Source organism: Bacillus cereus group sp. MYBK222-1, from assembly GCF_051916425.1.
GTDB classification, from domain to species: domain Bacteria; phylum Bacillota; class Bacilli; order Bacillales; family Bacillaceae_G; genus Bacillus_A; species Bacillus_A paranthracis.
Genome location: NZ_JBQAGP010000003.1, coordinates 515,627 through 539,439 on the forward strand (window position 1 = coordinate 515,627; position 23,813 = coordinate 539,439).

Here is a 23,813-nt window from a genome sequence, read left to right on the forward strand (position 1 = left end):
AATAATTCTTTTAAATTATGTATTTTATTTCAGTGTACTATTCCTCAAAATTAAATTTGCAAACGAAAGAAGGGATTTTTTATGCACTATAGACAATCTAATTTATTACAAAAAATGATTGAACCTACGATTCTCTTTATTGCTCTATTTTTTCTCTCAATACTAACTGATTTTCTAACACCAACGTATGAATACTTCTTACTCTTATTTATTACATTAATTATTTCTAGCCGGTATGGCATATCTATCGCCCTTTTCACCTTTCTAGAAGCAATGATTTATATTTTTGTAAGCGGTATATATAAGGAAGATGATATATTACTGTACTTTTATTCATTAGATTACTGGATTAATTGGATTTTCTTACTTGTTATTAGTTTATGTTGTGGACTAATGAGTACTGCACAAAAGGAACGGTATGAAGATGTACATATGATAAATAATGAGCTAAAAGCCGAAAATAAAGAATTAAAATATGTTGTGAAACAATTGGATGAAACACGTATTACACTACGTTCTCGTGTACTTGAATCAAATAATCACTTATCTAAAATGTATCATATGTTTAAAGCTTTAAATCATACACATCCTGAAATTGTACTCGATGAGGGGATAAATGTATTAAAAATGTATTTCGGAGCAAAAAAAATTGGTATCTATCACGTCGATAACAATAAACAATCACTTCGTATTAAATTAAGAGCAGAAACTGGTAAAAATACCTTACCTCAATCCATTTTTGTTAAAAATGCTTCGCTAGTCATCAAAAATGCTCTAGCACATAATCGACCTTTTTTCCGTACAGAAGAGGATTTTCAAGACGCTCCACTTTTAGTTGGTCCCGTCCTATTCCAAGATGATGTACAATATGTCATTATATTAGACGAAATTGAATTTTCAAAAGTAACTTCTGAGCAATTCGAACTTTTCACATGGTATTTACGCTGGATGGGTGATCGTTTACAAAACGCTTCTAATCTTTGGCTATCAAGTCAAGAGGATCGTACATTCCCTAAAACGAGCATTTATTATGAAGATGAATTTGAACATTTACTAAAAATAGAAAAGAAACGTTACGAAACATTATCTTATCCATATTCCTATTTTGAATTTACTGTTCCACAAGATTCCTTAGAAATGATAAATTCTATTTTAAAAGATCATTTGCGTGATATTGATATATTCGGTTATAGTACGACCGAACAAAAAGTTATGATTCTATTACCTGGCACTGAAGAAAAATTTTTATTACCAGTCAAAACTCGTATACAAAACGCTCTTTCTTCTAAAGGAGTGGTATTCTAATGATTTTACTCCTTCTTTACTTTATTTATGCTATTTTGGTTTTTCTTTTATTTCGATTTACGAAAGGTTTGATTACTGAAGATAAGAAAGGAATTATTGAGTTTTGCTTGATTATCTCTCTCCTTTTCCCGCTTGTCGGACTTATTGTATCAGCAATCATGTTATTACTGAATATAAGACGCTCCAAGACCGAGTGGTTACAGCAATACTCTGAGTATGTTTCCTTTCAAGTTGATCATTATGAAGATATTTTGGCATCAGCAAAACAAGATATGGACCTAATTTCATTTTCTTCTGGATTAGAACTAGATAAGCCTGAATTACATAAACAACTCATTGTACAGTTAAGCTCCTCCCCTATTTCCAATGAAGGAGGCTTATTGAAAGAAGCCATTCACCATAAAGATCCTGAAACTGTACATTACGCAGCAACTACTATTAATTTACTAAATGAACGGTACGAAAAACAGATCGAATACTTAAATAAGCAATTCCTACAAAATCCACAAAATGAAATTGCAAAAGAATTGGTTTCTAACTATTTAAGATATGTAGACAGTGGTCTTCTTTCTAATCAGCAAAAGGAAAAAATAATCGCCGAATTTATGAATTTTATTACACAAAGTGTAGAACTATTCCCTACCGAACCTCTTTATCCTTTCCACCTTGGAAATCTGTTTCTACATACAAAACAATATGCAAAGTCTGAAGAACAATTTTTAAATCTTATTCATTTCTATCCTGAATCATATTACGGTTACGTTGGGTTACTTGAAATATATTATGAGCAAAAGTTATGGGACGAGCTCTATAACTTAATCAATAATCTAGCAGCTGCAAAAAGAGTTCATATACTACCGCGTAAATATCAATTATTTGTAAGGCAGTTTGGAGGCGCACACATTGAAAAAGGGGATTAATATATATATCGGAATTGTTAGTATCATTTTATTTCTCTTAATTATATCCATCCTTATATATCGAACAGAAAATTTCTATCAAAAGTTTTCTGTTCCTAAAACTAAAGAAACAGATACTGTTAAAACACTCAAAGCAAAAGATGTAGCCCAAAATGGACAAAAAATGCAATTATACGTTTTAAAAACGGATAATACATTAGGGCAACAAGTCGAATTTAATACGAAAAAGGCAATGGATTACGCACACCTACACTATAAAAATATTACAGCTAATGAAATTAAGGGACTTACTCCCTCTCCCTATACAGGAATTATTATTACAGGTGAAATAATGGCGCAACTTCCACAAGCCGATATTCAAAATTTTGTACAAATGGGCGGAAGAATTATTATCGCAAACCGACTTGATTCAGATTCTTCCTGGAACACATTATTTGGTATTACAAAAAAAGAAGGCTTCAAAGATGTGAAGGGATTAACCTTTGAAGAAGTTTTATTCCCTGGTTATCCTGATCTCTCAAGTTCTTCTCCATTGTTCACTCATAGCTCAATGAATATTACGCTAGATGAGAATACAACTAATACTTGGATTACTGCAGAAGATACTCCCATCCTTTGGACCAATGACTACGGTGAAGGAAAAGTCTTATATTGGAATACAACAGCATTGAACGATAAATTAGGTAGAGGTATGTTCGTTCAATCACTGGGTACTATTTTCCCGACTTTCGCTACAGTACAACTTGGAGCGGAGATTATGTATATCGATGACTTCCCATCTCCAATTCCAAGTGGAGAACTAAAAAACTTAACAACAGAAAAAATTTCTGTTGAAGAATTTTATAAAAAACATTGGTGGAAAAATATGAAGGATATCTCTGAAGAGCTTGATATTAAATATACAGGGGTTGCAATTGGGACATATCAAAATAAAGTAACGCCACCCTTTGAAAATTTTACAGGTAAAAATAGAAATACCTATTTATTATTTGGGAGAGAATTATTAAGTCACGGTGGAGAAATCGGTATTCATGGCTATAACCATCAACCTTTATTATTACCACCAGACCCAGTAGATAAAGCACTTGAATATGTTCCATGGAATTCAAAAGAGGACATGGAGAGATCCTTAGATGCTTTACAAAGACTCGTGTATAACTTCTTTCCAAACGAAAAACTGAAAACCTATGTACCACCATCCAATATTATAAATACGACTGGATTAAGTGCATTAAACGACGCGGTCCCAACTATGGAAACAGTTGCTTCTCTATATGTGGGAAGTAAAAGTAACGGCAGTTTAATTCAAGAATTTGGACCAGACGAGCACAACAAAAATATTTATCACTTCCCACGTATTACGAGTGGCTATGCCATTTCAGATGAAGAACAATTTATTTTAGCTGATGTTACTGCAAATTTAGGGGTTATCTCACATTTCGTCCATCCAGATGATATCCTTGATGAAAAACGTTCGGGTAATTTAACGTGGGAAGAATTATTTAAAGCTTATAAAACGACAATTAAAGAAATACGAGAAAAATATCCTTATATAAAAAGTATGACACAAAGTGAAGCAACTGCTTCCATGAAAATTTATCAAACCGGTGATTTAGCTGTTTCTTATGAAGATGATGCTGTTCACATTGCATATAAAGGATTACCAAACCACACTGCAACGATTATACGTGTGGAAGAAGGGAAAAAATTAAAAACCGGTTCATTCCCATACGGCACAGTTACAAAGCTAGATTCACAAATTTATAGCGTTATATTAAAACAAGCTAACGCTACAATTCCAATTAAAGGGGTATAGCAGATGAGAATAGGTTTAGTCGTTGAAGGAAGTTATCCTTTTGTCAGTGGCGGAGTAGCAAGTTGGGTACAAATGATTATCCAACAATTTAAAGAACATGAATTCACCATCTTTGCGATCGTACCGCAAATAAAAACAGAAGAGGAATATCAATATGAAATTCCTAACAATGTAAAAGATATCATTATGATTCCCTTACAATCAGAAAGTGACTCAAACCATATAAAAACCAATTTAACGACTGATGAAGTACAAACACTTCAAAAATGGTTTACATTCCAAGCTAACGACACAGAAGCATTACAAATATTAGGGAACAAGCAAAAGCTAGGAACACTACATTCCTTCTTCGAAAGTCGTGAATTTTATGAAATAGTGAAAGAAAGCTATTTGTATGAAGAAAGTAGTGGTTCTTTCTTAAATTACTTTTGGATGTGGAGATCTATGTTCACACCAATCATTCAAATTTTACAAATTGATTTTCCTGAATTAGATCTTATCCATTCTGTATCTACAGGCTATGGTGGGCTTCTTGGAGCTGCAATTAGTGCCAAATCTGACATACCATTTATTCTAACAGAGCATGGTATTTATTCTCGGGAACGTGAAGAGGAAATACTCCAATCAACTTGGATACCAATCGAATACAAAAAAAGATGGGTTTCTTTCTTCCATCATTTATCTCACCAAGCATATGAACAAGCTGCTGATGTGATTACGTTATTCGGACGGAATAGTGCATATCAAAAAGAACTAGGAGCTCCGGCCCATAAACTAAAAATTGTTCCAAATGGTGTTACTTTATCTGACTATAAAGGGCTACGTAAGCCAAAACATAATTCAGATAAACTCATTATTTCTGCTATTATACGAGTTGTGCCAATTAAAGACGTAAAAACAATGATTTATGCAGCTAAATTATTATTAGAAAAAGATATTCCGTTTATCTTCTACTTATTAGGTCCTGATACAGAAGAACCAGAGTATGCCCAAGAATGTCGTGATTTAATTCAGCAACTTGGATTAAAAGAACATGTAATAATGACTGGCAGAGTAAACATTAAAGATTACTTAAAACAAACGGATATTCTCGTATTAACTAGCATATCTGAAGGGCAACCACTAGCTATGTTAGAAGGAATGGCATCGGGATTACCATGGGTTGTTACAGACGTTGGTTCTTGTAAGGAGTTAATTTATGGACAAGATGAAGATCCTTACGGCCAATGTGGCTTTGTTGTACCACCTGTATCTCCTGAACAAGTTGCCACCCACTTAGAATGGTATTATCGCCACCCTGAATCCATTCAACAATTCGGAAACAATGGGCGTAATCGTATTGAAGCATATTATCAATTATCAGGTGTTGTTGATAGTTATCGTAAGCTTTATTTAGAAAGGGGTGCGAAAACATGGCAGGTATAGGATTTCGATTACAAAAATTATTTCAGGAAGACTACTATTCTTCAAGGGTAAAAGCTTATGGATTTTCGTTATTTGTTACAGCTGGTCCTTGGTTAGTCGTTATTTTAGCAGTAACAACTATTAGATTCATTTTGAGTTTATTTCATTCTATTTCAATTGAAGAACAGCGTCTTTTCACTATTTCAATTTCATATTGCTTTATTTTTTCTCAAATTATTTACGGAGCATTGCAGCTCATTGTAACTAGATATGTAGCTGACCTTTTATACGAACAAAAAGCTGATAAAGTATTTTCTTCATTTTTAGGAATGACGAAGATCACACTTTTTTTAGCTATTATGTTATGGCTTTTGTTTGCATTTTTCACACCGTTAGCTTTATATTATAAAATCGTGATGCTATTTTTATTTTTAGCTTTAAATATCATCTGGATTCAGTCCATTTATTTAACAGCAGCTAAAGATTATCAATCAATTGCACTGGCATTTTTAATCGGATCCATTTTTTCCCTATTAGGAATTATCCTAGTAGCTTACTGGCACCCTACACTTGGGTTAGAACATGGATCTGCCCTATTGCTTTTAATTTCTTTTACAATTGGTACTTTCATTACACTAGTATGGTTAAGTATCGTTATTGTACGAATGTTTCCAAATAGCGATGCTACTGAACAATTTACCTTTCTTTCTTATTTAGATAAATATCCAGAGTTATTTTGGTCAAGCCTATTTTACAATGTGGGTATTTGGGTATGTAATTTTGTTATTTGGTTTGGAGACGGTCGGGGAAATATTGAAAACACATTTATTTATCATCAAATTTATGATACTGCTGTTTTCTGGGCGTATTTAAGTATTATCCCAACCTATATTTTCTTTGTAGTATCCATTGAAACCAGGTTTTATGAAAGATATAAAAAGTTCTTCGGTTCGGTAAACAATGGCGGAACATTACATACGCTTTTACAATTAAAAGATTCCATGAACTTTGTCTTAAAGCAGGAAATGGAACGTATACTTCGTAATCAAGGTATTTTTTCCTTACTTATTATTTTTATAATATGGATGTTTAGTTCGCAATCTGGAAACACAACACTTAATTACTCTATTCTGCAACTAACTATAGTTGGTGCTTATGCAAATGGAATGGTGCTCGTTATTACATTACTACTTCTATACTTTGAGGATCGTAAAGGGGCATTTCGAACATCAGCTATTTTCTTTTTTGCAAACTTGTTATTAAGCCTTATCCTGCTTCCATTTGGATTCAATGGTTACGGCATTAGTTTCGCAGTTGGATCTTCTATTACATTCCTATATGCTATTTCTAGACTCTTTACTTACATTAAAGATATTGATTATTATACATTTTGCCAGTCAAATATTCCTATAAAACAGCGGACCTTTTTTACCAAATTAGCTAATAAACTTAACGGGAAATAAATACAAAAATGACCTTTGCTCATGCAAAGGTCATTTTTTATATCTACATATTAAACTTCCAAATAGCCATTTTTATTATTTGATTGCCATCTCCAAGAATCTGCACACATTTCTTCTAATCCACGTTTTGCTTCCCATCCTAGTTCACGTTTTGCCTTTGATGCATCTGCAAAACATATTGCCACATCGCCAGGACGACGCTCTGTAATTTTATAAGGAACCTTTTTTCCTGAAACCCTTTCAAATGCTTCAACCATCTCAAGTACACTATACCCTGTACCTGTGCCCAAATTATAAGCATCTACTCCTGTTGTATTCAGTACTTTCTCTAGCGCTTTTACGTGACCTTTTGCTAAGTCTACAACATGTATGTAGTCACGGATGCCTGTTCCATCTTTCGTTGGGTAGTCATTTCCAAATACACTTAATTCTTTTAGCTTACCTACTGCCACTTGTGTGACATATGGCATTAAGTTATTTGGAATTCCATTTGGATCCTCTCCAATACGTCCACTTTCATGTGCACCAAATGGGTTGAAATAGCGAAGTAATGCGATACTCCATTCTCTATCTGCAAATGCTACATCACGCATAATTTGCTCAATCATTAATTTCGTTTGACCATATGGATTTGTTGCACTTAATGGAAACTCCTCTGTAATCGGTGACGTTTCCGGGATACCATATACAGTTGCGGATGAACTAAAAATCATCTTCTTTACATTATGTTTCTGCATTACTTCACATAGCACTAAAGTGCTCGTAATGTTGTTATGATAATATGTTAATGGAATTGCTACTGATTCCCCTACAGCTTTAAACCCTGCAAAGTGAATAACTGCTTCGATTGCATTTTCTTCAAAAATCGCGTCAAGTGCTTCTTGATTTAAAACATCTTCTTTATAAAACTTAAATTGCTTTCCTGTTATTTCTTTCACTCGATTTATAGATTCTACCGAGCTATTCGAAAGATTATCAACTACTATAATTTCGTAACCGCTATTTAGTAATTCTACACATGTATGACTACCAATATACCCTGCTCCACCTGTTACAAGTATTGCCATAATTATAGTCCTCCATATTTCATTCATTATAAACTTCTCAAAGTATATCACATATTTCTTATCCTATGTTTAATATGCGAACACAGAAACTTACATTTTATCCCATAATAATTTTATAACATATACGATTCCAATCAAGTAATAAGAAAAACGCCACATAATTTTTGTTATGTGGCGTTTTTCTTATTAAATTACGTAACAATATACACTTAGAAAATGTGCAAGACTACCTAATAATACAAAAACGTGAAAAATCTCATGATGTCCCATATATTTAAACTCTAGCCATTTTGGCTTTGTTCCATAAATAAATCCACCAATTGTATAAAAAATGCCCCCAAGTACTAAGAAAACAATGCCCCCTGTACTTAAATTCTCAGCTAACGGTGCAAAGAATAAAACAATTAACCAACCCATCGTAATATAAATTGCTGTCGATAACCATCTTGGACAATTAAACCAAAACATTTTAAACACAATGCCACAAATCGCAGTTGCATAGACTAAACAAAATAATAGCAAACCACTTGCTGAATTTAATGTAATTAAGCAAAAGGGTGCATATGTACCTGCAATTAATATAAAAATCATAGAATGATCTAGCTTCCTAAAGAAGTAAATAACACGTTCATTGGCCACAACACTATGATATACAGCTGATGCCGTATAAAGGACCATCATTCCAATCCCAAACAAAATAACAGCTGTAATTGCAGCAAATGATGGCATCTTGATAGAAACTTTCACAAGCATAGCTAATAAGGCAATAAATGATAATATCGCTCCACCTAAGTGAGTAAATGCATTAACTGGTTCCCTTACGTAAGCATTCATAATAACACCCCTCATATAATTACATGTAGTTTTAATAACTACGTGTAATTATATACACATTTCTTTTTAAGGTCAACATTTACAATTTATTTGTTTCGTAATACCATATTTAAGGATGTATTAGACATTAAGTTCCACTAAGTTATAAAAGTGAGGGATTCTACGTGGAAAATATAAATGAATTACTTGAGACATTGCATTTAGAAAAAAATATTAAACTTGAGGATATTCCAAATGTCGACTTATATGTAGATCAAGTTGTCCAACTATTTGAGAATACTTATGCAGATACAACGAGAACGGATGATGAAAAAGTATTAACAAAAACGATGATTAATAATTACGCAAAAGGGAAACTATTCATCCCTATCAAAAATAAAAAGTATTCAAAAGAGCATATGATTTTAATTAGCTTAATTTATCAATTAAAAGGTGCTCTTTCCATTAACGACATAAAAAGTTCATTAGAAACTATAAATGACTCCTTATTAAATGATGATTCATTCGAATTAAATACGTTATACAAAAATTATCTTGCTCTTACTGAAAGCAATGTCGAAAGCTTTAAACAAGACGTAAATAACCGTGTTACAGAAGTAAATGAGATTTCTTCCTTAGAAGACACAAAGCTAGAAAAATTTCTACTACTAACATCCTTCGTGACTATGAGTAATATGTATAGACGTTTAGCGGAGCAACTAGTGGATGATTTAAAAGAATCATAAATAAAAACTATCCACCTATTAAAGTGGATAGTTTTTATTTACTTAATTGCTTCATGAACTTTTAGTTGTTTCCCTTTAATCGTTGTAGTCTTCATGACTTTCAAGACAAGTGGTCCTTTTCCATTTAATATTTCAACGTAAGAAACATTATCTTGTATCGTAATAATGCCTATATCTTCTGCTGTAATACCTTTAATTTTAGCGATTGTACCGACGAAATCTACCGCCCTAATTTTCTTTTTCTTCCCGCCATTAAAGTAAAGCTTCATAATGCCTTTGTTGATGTCTGCATTTTTATCTTTCTTTATAATTGGTTTAGCATGTATCTTTTCTTCAAATGCAGCTTTCCCTTTCATAACTTCTTCTTTTGAAGGTCCAATTGCCTTTGGAATTTCAAAGCCAATATACTCCTCAATCTCTTCTAAAAATCTATTTTCATATGGTGTTATAAATGTAATAGCTTTTCCACTATTTCCAGCTCGTCCCGTTCTTCCAGTACGATGTACATAGCTTTCTTTTTCAAGTGGAATATCATAATTAATAACATGTGTAATATTATCAATATCAATTCCCCTCGCAGCCACGTCTGTTGCTACTAAATAACGAAATTTTCCTTTTCTAAAATCATCCATGACTTCAAAACGATCTTCTTGTACCATACCACCATGTATTTTGTCACAAGGATAGTTAGCTCGTTTTAATTGTCTATATACATGATCTACATTTTCTTGTGTACGGCAGAAAATAATACAGCTATCAGGATTCTCAATCGTTGTTACATCTTTAAGTAGTGAAAGCTTCTCGTCTTCTATCGCCTCAAAAAGAGTATGTTCAATTTTATCCGTCGTAATCCCAGCCGCTTTAATTTCAATATGAGTTGGTGCATTCATATATGTACGTGATAACCTTTCAACATCTTCCGGTAAAGTTGCTGAAAATAGCATTGTCATTCTATTTGTAGGTAATTCATCAATAATTGCCTCTACTTGATCGATAAAGCCCATGTTTAGCATTTCATCCGCTTCATCAATCACTAAATATTTTAATCGCTCTAAAGAAAGGGTCCCTTTTTCAATATGATCCAATACACGCCCTGGAGTCCCTACTACAATATGCGTCTTTTGCTTTAACTCTAATTTTTGACGTGCAAATGGGGATTTACCATAAATTGCGGCGGCTTTAATTCTTTTGAATCGCCCTATATTTGTAATATCTTCTTTCACCTGTACCGCAAGCTCTCTCGTTGGTGTTAAAACTAATGCTTGTGGTTTATTCTCTGCCCACTCCACCATTTCACAAAGTGGAATACCAAATGAAGCTGTTTTTCCACTTCCCGTCTGGGACTTCACAACAAGATCCTTCTTTTGTAATGCGACTGGAATAACCTTACCTTGTACTTCTGTTGGATGATCATACCCTAACCCAGTAAGTGCCCTTACAATTTCTTTACTTAATTTATACTCAAAAAACCCTTTTTCACTCATATATTAACCTCATTTTATTCTGTATTATTTTCTTTTTTATCTTTTGTATACGTTACTATCGCCCTACTTATTATACTTGAAACCTCACATAAAAAGATGGATTATGCCAGATTCATCTTTTTACATAGAAATAAACCTTATCATTTCATATATTGTTCAACTACTTGATAACATCTTTTGCTCGTATTATTAGCATTAACCTTTTCATAGAATCCTACATCCACTCAAAAAAAATAAAAAGAATACATACATCCTTGTATAATTATCTTAATTTTTCAACCTTTTTATAGACGAACAATATAAAACAAAAAACATTTTAAATTCGTTTTTAACGTTGTTTTTTACATATAAAATCTACTTTTTAAAAAAACGTTAAGAAATCCTTTGACTTTTTAATGAAAACAATGTAAATTATCATATGGACGAACATTTTTAATTAATAAAAATAAAATATTCGTATTTTAGGGGTGTAAATGATGGAAAACGTATTCGACTATGAAGATATTCAATTAATTCCTGCAAAATGCATTGTAAATAGCCGCTCTGAATGTGATACAACTGTCACTTTAGGAAAACATAAATTTAAATTACCTGTCGTACCTGCAAATATGCAAACGATTATTGATGAAAGAATTGCAACGTATTTAGCTGAAAATAATTACTTCTATATCATGCATCGTTTCCAACCAGAGAAACGAATCTCATTCATCAGAGATATGCAATCACGTGGATTAATCGCTTCTATTAGCGTTGGTGTAAAAGAAGACGAGTATGAATTCGTACAACAATTAGCTGCTGAGCACCTTACGCCTGAATACATCACGATTGATATTGCGCATGGACATTCTAATGCTGTAATCAACATGATTCAACATATTAAAAAGCATTTACCAGAAAGCTTCGTTATCGCTGGAAACGTTGGAACTCCAGAAGCGGTAAGAGAATTAGAGAACGCTGGTGCTGACGCAACAAAAGTTGGTATTGGACCTGGTAAAGTTTGTATTACTAAAATTAAAACAGGCTTTGGAACTGGTGGTTGGCAACTAGCTGCACTTCGCTGGTGTGCAAAAGCTGCAAGTAAACCAATTATCGCTGACGGTGGTATTCGTACACATGGCGACGTAGCTAAATCTATTCGATTTGGGGCGACTATGGTTATGATCGGTTCTCTATTCGCTGGTCATGAAGAGTCTCCAGGGGAAACAATCGAAAAAGACGGCAAACTTTATAAAGAGTACTTCGGTTCAGCTTCTGAATTCCAAAAAGGTGAGAAGAAAAACGTTGAAGGTAAGAAAATGTTCGTTGAGCATAAAGGTTCTTTAGAAGACACTTTAATCGAAATGGAACAAGATCTTCAATCTTCTATCTCTTACGCTGGTGGAACAAAATTAGACTCCATTCGTACTGTAGATTATGTAGTCGTAAAAAACTCTATTTTCAACGGTGATAAAGTATATTAATTTTTAAACTTAACTCGAAGGACAAGCAGTTTTATGCTTGTCCTTTTTCATATATAGAAATGTAAAATATTTTAATTTTACTGAATTTTCTAGTATCATATTTTTAGATACTTATAATAAGGGGGATATAATATATGAAAGATGTAATTGAGAAACGCTATATTCGTGCAGAAGTTCCTACTGAATTAACATGGGACCTCTCTGATTTATACGAATCTGATAAAGAGTGGGAAACTGCATTACGTGTATTAACAGATGATATAAAAAAACTTGATGCGTTTAAAGGACAATTACACAATAGCCCTACCACCTTATTACATTGCCTACTTTTAGAAGAAGAGCTTTTAATGAAGTTAACAAAACTATATTCATATGCAAATTTAAAAGAATCTACTGATCGTACAAATCCAGTTATTCAAGCGAACTCTTCCAAAATTGCCGCTTTATGGACGAAAGTACATACGGCGCTATCCTTTATTCATAATGAAATTCTCTCATTAGAAGAAGGCACAATTGAAAAATATTTAACGGAAGAAACAAAACTTGAACCTTTCCGTAAATCATTACTAGACATATTACAAAAAAGGCCGCACACGCTCTCTCCTGAAACTGAAGAAGCACTTGCTGCACTTGGCGAAGTACATAGTTCTCCATACAAAATTTACGGTATGACTAAATTAGCCGATATGGATTTTAACTCCATACAAGATGAACAAGGAAATGAACTCCCTGTGTCGTTTGCATTATTTGAAAGCAAATATGAGTTTTCTCCAAGCGCAGACATACGTAGGAAAGCATACTCATCATTTGTTTCCACCTTGAAACGATATAAGAATACAGTGGCAACAACATATGCGACTGAAGTAAAAAAACAAGTAACACTCTCTCGCTTACGCAAATTTGAATCTGTTACTCATATGCTTTTGGAACCTCAAAAAGTTCCACTTGAAATGTATAACAATCAACTCGATATTATTTATAAAGAATTGGCGCCTCATATGCGCCGTTTTGCAGATTTAAAAAAGAAAGTATTAGGACTCGATGAAATGCTGTTCTGCGACTTACACGCACCTTTAGATCCCGAATTTAATCCGACAATTACTTACGAAGAAGCTGGAAAACTTATTCAAGACTCTTTACAAGTACTCGGGGATGAATATAGTTCCATTATCGAAAAAGGATTCAAAGAAAGATGGGTCGACCTTGCAGATAACGTAGGCAAGTCAACTGGAGCATTTTGTTCAAGTCCATATGGTTCTCATCCGTACATTTTAATTACATGGCAAAATACGATGCGCGGCTGTTTCACATTGGCTCATGAATTTGGGCATGCTGGTCATTTTTATTTAGCAAATAAAAACCAGCGTATTATGAATGTACGTCCATCTATGTACTTCGTTGAAGCACCATCTACAATGAATGAATTACTATTAGCCCAGCATTTATTAGCGACGAATGACGATAAGAGAATGCGTAGATGGGTGATCCTGCAACTACTCGGCACATATTATCATAACTTTGTTACTCACTTACTTGAGGGAGAATATCAAAGAAGAGTATACAGCCTAGCAGAAGAAGGTGGAGCACTTACAGCTACAACTTTAACTGAAATAAAAGCAAATGTACTTTCAACATTCTGGGGAGATTCCGTAAAAATTGATGAAGGTGCTGGATTAACTTGGATGCGTCAACCTCATTATTATATGGGCTTATATTCTTACACGTATTCCGCAGGCCTCACTGCATCTACTGCGGTGGCTCAAATGATTAAAGAAGAAGGACAACCTGCTGTTGATCGCTGGTTAGATGTACTTCGCGCTGGTGGTACGATGAAACTACTGGAATTAATGAAACATGCTGGAGTCGATATGTCAAAACCAGATACAATCCGCAGAGCTGTTTCTTACGTTGGTTCCTTAATTGATGAATTAGAGCGCTCTTATCAAGAATAAAGTGAAACTTTAATCAGTGGGGGCCATCCCCCACTGATTATTAGCCCTCACCAATCGGGCTTTTACGGACAGTTGATTCCCTACCTAACTTCTTTGCTTCCGCTGAATTTTGAGGTAGGAATCTTACTGCCCGGCAAATAGCGGGATAAAAAATAAGCCCTCGCTTTATGAGGGCTTATTTCATGTTTACTTTCCAAATCTTTTACGGTATCCACATTTTCTACATAGCTCTTCAACTGCAACTCTTCTGGAAAATCCATCAACAATGTTTGTTGCTCTTTCGCCTTCTATAATGTTAGAGAATGAATCATTATTAATATTTCCAAGGTTAATAATCCCTTCACCATCTAAACAACAAGGAATAACCGTTCCGTTCGCTAAAATACCAGCTTGATTTCGAAGCCCATGACAGAATCCTTTTCCATCATCCTCTTCTTCATGCAATGCTGGCCACTGGAATTCATAGTCTTGATTAATAAAGACACGTTCCGCAATTTTTATACCTTTTCCTGGTGTAAGCTTCTCTTCAATTTGATAAGATAAATTAAACTCATTTTCAATGATAGATAATAACTCTCTATTCTTCTGGATTTCAGCATTTGTTTTATTATCCTGCGTTAAGTTCCATAATCTAAGTGAAACGATTAAATCCGATTGACTTGTCGCCTCTCTAATGAAGGAAAGTATACTTCTTACATACCCCTCTTTGTCTTGTGAACCTGGGTGCCCATCAAAACTATGCAGTGAAAAATTCATTTGTCTTAAAGCAGGCTTATTTAACAATCTATGCCTTCTCTTATTAATTAACGTTCCGTTCGTTGTAATATTAACTTTAAACCCTTTTTCATGGCTTAAATCTAACAATTGATCTATTTTTGGATGCAGCAACGGCTCACCCTTCACGTGCAAATAAATGTAGTCTGTGTGTGGTTTAATTTGGTCTAACCTTTTCGCAAAATCCTCCACAGAAATGAATTGCTTCTGTCTTTCCGTCGGCGGACAAAAGCTGCACGCAAGATTACATACACTCGTAATCTCCAAGTAAAATTTCTTAAACTTCTTCACCTTTAACTCCTCACTTCTATGACTACTTATACTTTTTCCTCTTCATATTACAGCATACTTTTTTAGAAATAGAAACATACTTATTTTAGGAAATATAGAAAACGGCCACATCTGTAGCCGTTTGAATGTACTATTACTATTTATGATACGGTTCTCCACGATTAATCCGAAACGCCCTATACACTTGCTCAAGCAATACTAATCGCATTAATTGATGTGGTAACGTCATCTTTGAAAAAGAAAGAGATTCATTTGAACGCTTCATTACTTCTGAACTTAGTCCAAGTGATCCGCCAATTACAAAGGCAACTTTACTCTTCCCATATGTAGCAAGACGATCTAAGCTTACTGCAAATTCTTCTGATGATTTTTGCTTTCCTTCTATCGCTAACGCAATGACATGCGTATCATCAGAAATTTTATCTAGTATACGTATACCTTCTTTTTCTTTTACAATTAACATTTCTGCTTCACTTAAATTTTCTGGTGCCTTTTCATCTGGCAATTCAATTACTTCTACTTTTGCGTATGCAGATAATCGTTTTAAGTATTCTGCTATACCTTGTTTTAAATATTTTTCTTTTAATTTCCCAATTGAAATAATCGAGATATTCACACGTATTCCCCACCTTACAAACATGTTATCCACATAACTTATCCACATATCCACAATTGTTACCCACATATTGTGTGAGAATCTGTGTTCGATACAACATATGTCGCCTCATTTTGACAAAATTCACATGTTTTTTTCTCTTTTTCTGAGTTATCCACATTGTTAATAACTGGCGCGACTTCACACTCATCCACAATAATATCTAAAGCTAATTCAACATGTTCTAAACAACAAGCTAAGTTCATATTCTTCACCTCACTTTTCTACAATAGAAAACAGGAGGTAGGCCCTCCTGTTTTTAATACTTTTGAATGCCTAGTTTAACCGTTGTTGTTGCTCGTTTTGTACCACGATAAAACGTAAGAGTCATTTTATCATTAATTTTTTTATCATATAAGGCCGTACGGAATCCGATAATATCGCGAACTGGTTTCCCATCTACTGCTACAATCACATCGTGTTCTCGCAAACCAGCATCTGTACCTGGCGAAGGGCTTTTCACATCTAAAATGCAAACTCCCTCTGTTACATTGCCTGGTAAATGCAATGTTTTTGACCAATAGTAGTTTGGAATTTCATTTAATGATCTCAGTTCAATTCCAACATACGGTCTTCTTACTTTTCCGTACTTCTCTAATTCATTCATAATTGGAACAGCTCTAGTAACAGGAATAGCTAGCCCAATTCCTTCTACTTCTTTTGCCGCAATTTTCATTGAGTTAATACCAATTAATTGGCCTGCTGCGTTTACAAGCGCACCACCACTATTACCCGGATTAATTGCTGCGTCTGTTTGCAATACTTCTACTTGCCAATCATAATGTCCATCTTGATCTAAATCTACAGGGACAATACGCTCATTAGCCGAGATAATACCTTGTGTGACGGTTCCAGAAAATTGGAGCCCGAGCGGGTTTCCAATCGCAATGACTGGTTCTCCTCTACGAACAGTATTAGAATCGCCAATCTCAATTACTTTTTTCACATGCTTTGCATCTATTTCTAGTACAGCCAAATCTGTGACCACATCGGTTCCTAATACCTTTCCAGGAACCTTCTTACCATCACTTAAACTTACTTCAATACGATTTGCTCCAGCAACAACATGATTATTCGTTACAATGTAAGCTTGACCATCTGTCTTCTTATAAATTACACCTGATCCCGTACCTGCTTCTGAATCTGCCTCTGAAAAATTATCTCGTTGAATATTAATAACTCCAACAACAGCTTCAGACGCACGATCAACAGCATCCACAAAACTAATTTGTTTAATGCCTTGAGCTTCCGCCATATTACTTCCACTTGCTTCAGCTTGCGGAAACGCATCCGTATCATTTGAAAATAAAGGAGCTCCAAATGCAAATAAAGAAGCTCCTACAATTGTTCCTGCTATGCTAGAAATAACAATACCTTTATGCTTCTTTTTTCTTGCACGTTTCATACGATAATTTTCTTCATCAATAAAGGACATATTTGTTCACCTATCTTCCTGAAAACAACTATATTCACCTTTATTGTTTACTAAAATGAAGAATTATACGTATTGAATTTTTGTCGGCATTTTTGGATCTGTATCGTGAATTTCAAAGGCTTCGCCCACTCCAAATCCCTTTTCCTCTAATACTTGTGATACTGACATACGCGCTAGTTCTTTCATGTTATTATCTAAACTTAAATGGGCTAAATAAATATGTTTTGTCTCATCTGTAATTACATCCGCCATTGCTAATGCAGCATCTTCATTACAAACGTGCCCCACATCACTTAAAATACGTCGTTTAATACTCCATGGATAACGTCCCATACGAAGCATTTCTACGTCATGATTACTTTCAAATACGAAAGCATTAGCTCCCTTAATAACACCTTTCATACGGTCACTCACGTACCCTGTATCTGTAATAAGGGCTAATTTTCTATTATTGTTATGAAAAGCATAGAACATCGGCTCTGCCGCATCATGAGACACCCCAAATGACTCGACCTCAATATCACCAAATGTTTTCACATCCCCAACTGAGAAAATAAACTTTTGCTCAGTTGGGATATTTCCTATTAAGTGTTCCATTGCATTCCATGTTTTCTCATTTGCATAAACAGGTAAATCATATTTACGTGCCAATACACCTAAGCCTTTAATATGGTCACTATGTTCATGTGTTACAAGAATACCCGATACATCATTTATATTTAATTCTGCCTGTTTAAATAAAGCCTCTGTTGCTTTACCACTTAAACCTGCATCGACAAGTAACTTCTTTTCATCTGTTCCTACATATAGCATATTCCCTGTACTTCCACTTGCAAGTACGCTAAAATGCAAACCCATTCTTTCTCACTCCAGTATGTTCATCAACCACTTGATTTTCCTTTTCCCCTAATTCCATAACTTGTCCTTCAATTGCATTTACAAAGAAGTCCTGCTTCTGCTCCGTCTTTAAGTTCCACGTTGGAGCAAGTACTTGGTTATTAGAAGTAGATGCGGTAAGGTTGGCATAACCAATTTGCGCTTCTTTTACATGTGTATTCCCATGAATTTTATTTTTTAAATACAGATTTTCTAAAGCGGTTTGGGCAGTAATAATTTCTTGCTGTTTCGTTTTTTCACTTTCGCCCATTTCTTTTAAATCTGTTAACATCGTCTGCGTGTACGACACAAGTTCATTTTTTTCATTTAATTCCACAACAATCATCGCCTGATCGTTATAGAAAATAGGCTTATCTTTATATTTTTGGAAGAAGTAAATTTTAGAATCTTTCATCGCTCCAAACTCATACTTTTGTCCATCCAATACATAGTTCTTCAAAAAATCATTATACTTATCTTTTGATAACGATTTTGTATTTAAAAAGGGCTCTTTTAGCTTACTTTCTATCTTGTACATATTTTGTATATGCGCCGTTTGATTTTTTAAAGACTGTATGTCTTCTTCTTTAAATGCCTTGTTTTCAGCCCTAATAAATGACTCTTTTTTCGGTTCTTTAGGGAAATTACCCATAGTAATTTTGTTTGCTTTTAATTCTTGATCTATCTTTGTTTCTGCAATAAGCTCCAATTGATTACTATCTTGCTTTTGAATGAATTGAAAAATGAGAAAGAGGTCCAAAACAAAAAAGGTCACAATAAATATGGTTTTAATCCGATCCCAATCCATTTAGTCCCCCCTCATTCCACTCATATATTTTTTGTTTGCCAGCTTCATCTTCAACAAACTTTACATACCAAATTGGCTGTAGTCTCGCTACTTGCCCATCTAGTGATAATTTGTATCCAATCCCAATGTCTTTAATGGATCTTTTATCTACCGCGGCATTATTTTCTAAGGATGCTATTACAACATGACCTGACGGAAGAGTAACCTTCTGCTCTATACCTTTCGTATTTAAAGAAAGCAACGGTCTTTCATATTCCATTACTTCTTCTGATCCCCATACTTGTCTCAATTCAGCTAATCCATCAGTATTGAATACGGGATATCCATCTTCCTGTAAGCGGAATACTGTCTGTCCTTTATTCATATAGTCCAAACGATATGAATCCAAACTCCCACTGTGACCATTTACAAAATCAAAACTTTTTTGTAAAAGCATTAAATTATCTGGCTTTTTCTCACTTAAAACAGAAGAATTTTTATACTTTAGCATATGCTGATCATTTTCAATCTCCATAGACCTAATACCATCTGTAAATATTTCTTTCGATCCCTCGATAATAGGGCTTAAATAACGTGGGTCACTAAAAAGAGCATTCTTAAATGTATCAACCGCCAAATTAGATGAAATATATGTTATATTACTTAATTCTGTCGTTCCATCTGGTAAAAATAGCTTTTTCATATCATTAATTTGATAGTCAAAATAAGGTTTCGCTGATACTATAAATTGATTTTGTGCATTTACAATATCTTTTAAATACACACCACTTAATTTTGCTTCATATATTCTAGAGTTATCACCATCGGAAACAAAATTAATTTTAATTTCTTGATCCCTACTTCTAGAAGGGTCAAGAATAATTCGATTAAAGTGTTTAGGCTTATCTATACTCTTTTCTTTCATACTAAACATAGATTTAACTGCATCAAATGGGATGTTGGTAGGGAAAATAAGTTCAATTTTCCCTTCACCATGCACATAAGAAAGAAAGTCAGCCTTAGCAATCGATATCTCTTTGAACTCATGTAATTCCCCTGCTTCCAAAGTTCTATAGATTGATTCTATATCTCCCTCTCTTTTGCTCCCGTAATGATTTTTATCTTTATGCACAATGATAGAAGTAGGGCGGACAACATCGGCGATTTTCGTTTGAGTATTTCCCTCATTCCCCTGTACAAATTTTGCGTTTTGCATAGATGTGGAATCTGGCACATACGTCCATAAGTTAAAAGTAAGAAATAGACTAATTACAACTAAATTAATTAAAACTATCGTTTTAACATTCTCCATACTCATTCCCATTCGTCCTCTTCATCTGCTGCCATAGGCAATGTGAAATAAATTGTTGTCCCTTTTCCTTCCTCACTCTTTGCCCAAATCGAGCCACCATGTGCCTCAATCATTTCTTTCGCAATTGCTAATCCAAGTCCTGTACCGCCCATTTGTCTTGAACGTGCTTTATCTACGCGATAAAAACGTTCAAAGATTTTATCGACGTTTTCTTTCGGAATCCCCATTCCTTGATCACTTACACTAATCTCCAATAATTCTCCGCGATCACGTAAACGATATGTTACTGTTCCACCTTCTGGTGAATACTTTAATGCATTCGAAATAATGTTATACAATACTTGCGTAATTTTATCCGTATCCATATCAATAAATCGAGATTTTTTAGAGAAAGATCGTTTGAAGCTTACGTTTTGCTCTTTAGACATTTCAAAACGATCAATAATGTTATTAAAGAAGTCAGTAAAGTCGACCCATTCTTTCATTAAACGATGTTCTGTACTATCGAGTTTAGATAGTTGCAATAACGCATTTACAAGTCTAATCATTCTTTCTGTTTCTTCTTGTGTAACTGTTAAAAACTGTGGTGCAATATTTGGATCTTGCCACGCACCGTCTGTAAGTGCCTCTAAGTAACTGCGCATTGTCGTTAATGGCGTTCTTAATTCATGAGAGACGTTTGCTACAAACTCGCGGCGTTCTCTTTCTATACGCTCCTGCTCAGTCACATCATATAATACGGCAATTAAACCATTTGCTTTCCCTGTCTCTTTTTGAATAACAGAGAAACTAGCGCGTAAAATATATGGCTCATTTCTCGTACTAAAATCTAATAAAACAGAATCCGGCTCTTCGTATAAATGATCGAGCGTAAATTCTTCTTGTATTCCCAATACTTCTAAAACAGATTGATCGAGCGCCGTTTCACGCGAAACATTTAGCATCTTTTCCGCAGGATCATTTAATAAAATAATGTCCCCTTTTCGGTCAGTAGCAATTACTCCATCTGTCATATGTGATAATACGGATGACAATTTACGTCTTTCACTTTCTGTTGAAGAACGAGCTTGTTGTAATTTTTTTGATAAATTATTGAAAGATAATGCTAATTGTCCAATTTCATCATGGCTATGCACTTTTACTTTTCTTGAATAGTTTCCTTTTGCCATTTCAATTGCTTGTCTTCGCATATCAGAGATTGGTCTCGTAATCGTTTGAGCTAACAAAATTCCAAGTACAGCTGTTACGAGTAATGCAATAACGGTTCCGGTCGCAAAGATTTGATTAATATCCTTCATCTGCTTATAAACATCTTCCATGGATGCAACAACGTAAATAGCACCAAGTGCATCTTTGTTGTTATCATCCATAATAGGAGTAATCATAACTTGTACACGGTGACCTGTACGGCCATCCTTCTCAATTTTCACTTCTGGTTTTTTTTGTACCAATACCCGCTGAACAGCTATATCAGTTGACGTTCTATTTACCTTGTTTTGCTTTGACTCATCTGAAATAGCGAGCAGCTTTCTATTCGCATCAAATACACTTACCTCTTGAATATCCTTCTTTCGATCAGAGGCAAATTTTCGAATGGAAGTTTTAATCGTTTCACCTGTTGATTCTGTCTCTGCTTTTGTATAACTTTTTTTAAACTCTTGTTTCAAGTTATACGATAATAAGTTCGTTTGTTGCGTTAAAGAATCTCTAAAACCTTGTACAAGACTCTTTTCTAACTCTCTTACGAAATATACCCCAATAACTTGCATAGCTATCAATATTAATAGCATATATATGAGTACAAATTTTAAATGAATAGATTGAAAAAAACCGACTTTCTTCATATACTATTCCTGCTCTGGGTCACGCAAGTAATACCCTACTCCACGTCTAGTGACAATTAATGTAGGATGACTTGGATTATCTTCAATTTTTTCACGCAGACGACGTACTGTTACATCCACTGTACGTACATCTCCAAAATAGTCATAACCCCAAACTGTTTGCAATAAATGTTCGCGTGTCATAACTTGTCCTAAATGTTTTGCCAAATAATGTAATAGCTCAAATTCACGGTGTGTAAGCTCAATATTTTCCTCACGTTTCGTTACACTATACGCATTTGGATTGATAACAATTGGTCCAATAACCATTTCCGTATTTTCTTCTTTTTCTGCCGCACCACCTTGCTGATGACGACGTAAATTCGCCTTCACGCGAGCAAGTAATTCCCTCGTACTAAATGGCTTCGTTACATAATCATCTGCGCCAAGCTCAAGTCCTAATACTTTATCAATTTCAGAATCCTTCGCTGTAAGCATAATAATCGGCATTTCTGAGCTTTTACGTATTTCACGGCAAACCTCTAAGCCATCCTTACCTGGTAGCATAATATCTAATAAAACCATATCTGGCTGTTCTTCAGTCGCTTTTTCAATTGCTTCATCACCATCGTGCGCCATTACAATTTCAAAACCTTCTTTTTCTAGGTTGAACTTCAAAATATCTGCAATCGGCTTTTCATCATCAACTACTAAAATTTTCTTTCCCATCATCGTTTATTTCCTCCTTATAAAGTGAAGCTTTAATCAACCCTCACCAATTGGGCTTTCACGGGCAGCCCTCCCTCCACCTAGCTTCTTTGCTTTCGCTGAATTTTAAGGTGGAGGCCTTACTGCCCATTAAATAGCGGGGTAAAAATATGGTCAATATCCCTAAACACATTGATGTCTACATAGTATGTCCCTATATGACCGCATCTTTTGCTTAAGTACTTTCTCCTCTATTCTCACAGACTCATGTATGATCCACTTTTACACGGAATCCTATACGATCTATAGAAAAACCTCTAGCTTCAACTGCTAGAGGCTCCTCATTCTATTTTAAAATAACTACTCAATTTTGTAAAATTACACAAATAAAAAGGATATTAAGTGGGCCCACTTAATATCCTGAGAGTGGCTCGGGACGGAATCGAACCGCCGACACGAGGATTTTCAGTCCTCTGCTCTACCGACTGAGCTACCGAGCCAAAACTATATATAAAACCACTAATGGTGGTATAAACAAAAGTGGCGGTCCCGACCGGGGTCGAACCGGCGATCTCCTGCGTGACAGGCAGGCATGTTAACCACTACACCACGGGACCAAAAATGAACATAAAAAAACATGACCCGTACGGGATTCGAACCCGTGTTACCGCCGTGAAAGGGCGGTGTCTTAACCACTTGACCAACGGGCCACGAAAAATAAA

Annotated in this window: 20 protein-coding genes and 3 tRNA genes; 8 read left to right on the forward strand and 15 right to left on the reverse strand. The window is 34.7% G+C overall.

Annotated elements, in window-relative coordinates; all coding sequences use genetic code 11:
* Positions 1 to 81: 81 nt before the first annotated feature.
* The 5 genes from ACTFR9_RS18510 to pelG are packed head-to-tail and all read left to right on the forward strand — an operon-like array spanning position 82 to position 6,908.
* Entirely contained in the window at positions 82 to 1,305 is a 1,224-nt protein-coding gene (locus ACTFR9_RS18510) for a hypothetical protein (protein ID WP_000559346.1), read from the forward strand.
* Positions 1,305 to 2,225, forward strand: coding sequence for a tetratricopeptide repeat protein (locus tag ACTFR9_RS18515; protein WP_000601986.1), 921 nt, complete (start codon positions 1,305 to 1,307; stop codon positions 2,223 to 2,225). Before ACTFR9_RS18510 ends, ACTFR9_RS18515 begins: the two co-directional genes overlap by 1 nt.
* On the forward strand, positions 2,209 to 4,041 hold the full coding sequence (locus ACTFR9_RS18520) for a DUF2194 domain-containing protein (RefSeq protein ID WP_229136582.1): 1,833 nt from the start codon (positions 2,209 to 2,211) through the stop codon (positions 4,039 to 4,041). Before ACTFR9_RS18515 ends, ACTFR9_RS18520 begins: the two co-directional genes overlap by 17 nt.
* Before the next feature lie 3 nt (positions 4,042 to 4,044).
* Positions 4,045 to 5,466, forward strand: coding sequence for a GT4 family glycosyltransferase PelF (gene pelF / locus ACTFR9_RS18525; RefSeq protein WP_049114171.1), 1,422 nt, complete (start codon positions 4,045 to 4,047; stop codon positions 5,464 to 5,466).
* Positions 5,454 to 6,908 (forward strand): exopolysaccharide Pel transporter PelG, encoded by a 1,455-nt coding sequence (gene pelG, locus ACTFR9_RS18530; protein WP_000907292.1) that lies wholly within the window; start codon positions 5,454 to 5,456, stop codon positions 6,906 to 6,908. The genes pelF and pelG overlap by 13 nt, the downstream gene beginning before the upstream one ends.
* A 50-nt stretch (positions 6,909 to 6,958) precedes the next feature.
* Here the strand turns inward: pelG and galE are convergent, their stop codons facing one another.
* Positions 6,959 to 7,975: a UDP-glucose 4-epimerase GalE gene (gene galE / locus ACTFR9_RS18535; RefSeq protein ID WP_000996533.1), complete on the reverse strand. Its 1,017-nt coding sequence runs from the start codon at positions 7,973 to 7,975 to the stop codon at positions 6,959 to 6,961.
* Between the two features lie 186 nt (positions 7,976 to 8,161).
* A complete protein-coding gene (trhA, locus tag ACTFR9_RS18540) occupies positions 8,162 to 8,809 on the reverse strand; it encodes a PAQR family membrane homeostasis protein TrhA (protein WP_000995364.1) in 648 nt (215 codons plus the stop codon).
* Between the two features lie 164 nt (positions 8,810 to 8,973).
* Here trhA and ACTFR9_RS18545 point away from each other — a divergent pair, with 164 nt between their 5' ends.
* The gene (locus ACTFR9_RS18545) at positions 8,974 to 9,534 is read left to right on the forward strand and encodes a DUF1836 domain-containing protein (protein ID WP_000427879.1); all 561 of its coding nucleotides are present in this window, start codon (positions 8,974 to 8,976) and stop codon (positions 9,532 to 9,534) included.
* A gap of 38 nt (positions 9,535 to 9,572) precedes the next feature.
* Here the strand turns inward: ACTFR9_RS18545 and ACTFR9_RS18550 are convergent, their stop codons facing one another.
* Positions 9,573 to 11,018: a DEAD/DEAH box helicase gene (locus ACTFR9_RS18550; protein ID WP_001290603.1), complete on the reverse strand. Its 1,446-nt coding sequence runs from the start codon at positions 11,016 to 11,018 to the stop codon at positions 9,573 to 9,575.
* A 476-nt stretch (positions 11,019 to 11,494) separates the two neighbouring features.
* Here ACTFR9_RS18550 and guaC point away from each other — a divergent pair, with 476 nt between their 5' ends.
* Entirely contained in the window at positions 11,495 to 12,478 is a 984-nt protein-coding gene (gene guaC / locus ACTFR9_RS18555) for a GMP reductase (RefSeq protein WP_000432434.1), read from the forward strand.
* A 134-nt stretch (positions 12,479 to 12,612) separates the two neighbouring features.
* Positions 12,613 to 14,430: an oligoendopeptidase F gene (gene pepF, locus ACTFR9_RS18560; RefSeq protein WP_229136580.1), complete on the forward strand. Its 1,818-nt coding sequence runs from the start codon at positions 12,613 to 12,615 to the stop codon at positions 14,428 to 14,430.
* 186 nt (positions 14,431 to 14,616) lie between these two features.
* On the opposite strand, the gene ACTFR9_RS18565 is transcribed toward pepF, so the two are convergent.
* From ACTFR9_RS18565 to ACTFR9_RS18620, 12 genes are all read right to left on the reverse strand, one after another.
* Positions 14,617 to 15,495 carry a radical SAM/SPASM domain-containing protein gene (locus ACTFR9_RS18565; RefSeq protein WP_000713636.1) on the reverse strand — a complete coding sequence of 293 codons (879 nt, stop codon included), beginning with the start codon at positions 15,493 to 15,495 and terminating at the stop codon, positions 14,617 to 14,619.
* Between the two features lie 136 nt (positions 15,496 to 15,631).
* Complete coding sequence (gene rlmH / locus ACTFR9_RS18570) at positions 15,632 to 16,111, reverse strand: 23S rRNA (pseudouridine(1915)-N(3))-methyltransferase RlmH (RefSeq protein WP_001027003.1); 480 nt, start codon at positions 16,109 to 16,111, stop codon at positions 15,632 to 15,634.
* Positions 16,112 to 16,170: 59 nt separating this feature from the next.
* The gene (locus ACTFR9_RS18575) at positions 16,171 to 16,356 is read right to left on the reverse strand and encodes a CxxH/CxxC protein (protein WP_229136579.1); all 186 of its coding nucleotides are present in this window, start codon (positions 16,354 to 16,356) and stop codon (positions 16,171 to 16,173) included.
* Between the two features lie 53 nt (positions 16,357 to 16,409).
* Positions 16,410 to 17,585, reverse strand: coding sequence for a S1C family serine protease (locus ACTFR9_RS18580; protein WP_000008039.1), 1,176 nt, complete (start codon positions 17,583 to 17,585; stop codon positions 16,410 to 16,412).
* Between the two features lie 63 nt (positions 17,586 to 17,648).
* Positions 17,649 to 18,443 carry an MBL fold metallo-hydrolase gene (locus tag ACTFR9_RS18585; protein ID WP_000522836.1) on the reverse strand — a complete coding sequence of 265 codons (795 nt, stop codon included), beginning with the start codon at positions 18,441 to 18,443 and terminating at the stop codon, positions 17,649 to 17,651.
* A complete protein-coding gene (locus ACTFR9_RS18590) occupies positions 18,427 to 19,269 on the reverse strand; it encodes a two-component system regulatory protein YycI (protein ID WP_000383723.1) in 843 nt (280 codons plus the stop codon). The genes ACTFR9_RS18585 and ACTFR9_RS18590 overlap by 17 nt, the downstream gene beginning before the upstream one ends.
* A complete protein-coding gene (locus ACTFR9_RS18595) occupies positions 19,250 to 20,566 on the reverse strand; it encodes a YycH family regulatory protein (protein WP_000061586.1) in 1,317 nt (438 codons plus the stop codon). The genes ACTFR9_RS18590 and ACTFR9_RS18595 overlap by 20 nt, the downstream gene beginning before the upstream one ends.
* Positions 20,563 to 22,404: a cell wall metabolism sensor histidine kinase WalK gene (gene walK, locus ACTFR9_RS18600; RefSeq protein ID WP_000755380.1), complete on the reverse strand. Its 1,842-nt coding sequence runs from the start codon at positions 22,402 to 22,404 to the stop codon at positions 20,563 to 20,565. Before walK ends, ACTFR9_RS18595 begins: the two co-directional genes overlap by 4 nt.
* A 3-nt stretch (positions 22,405 to 22,407) precedes the next feature.
* The gene (walR, locus tag ACTFR9_RS18605; RefSeq protein ID WP_000971872.1) at positions 22,408 to 23,115 is read right to left on the reverse strand and encodes a cell wall metabolism DNA-binding response regulator WalR; all 708 of its coding nucleotides are present in this window, start codon (positions 23,113 to 23,115) and stop codon (positions 22,408 to 22,410) included.
* A gap of 403 nt (positions 23,116 to 23,518) precedes the next feature.
* Positions 23,519 to 23,591: transfer RNA gene (locus ACTFR9_RS18610), tRNA-Phe, on the reverse strand.
* Positions 23,592 to 23,632: 41 nt separating this feature from the next.
* Positions 23,633 to 23,708, reverse strand: a tRNA-Asp gene (locus ACTFR9_RS18615).
* Positions 23,709 to 23,729: 21 nt separating this feature from the next.
* Positions 23,730 to 23,801 (reverse strand) — tRNA-Glu (locus tag ACTFR9_RS18620).
* Positions 23,802 to 23,813 lie beyond the last annotated feature (12 nt).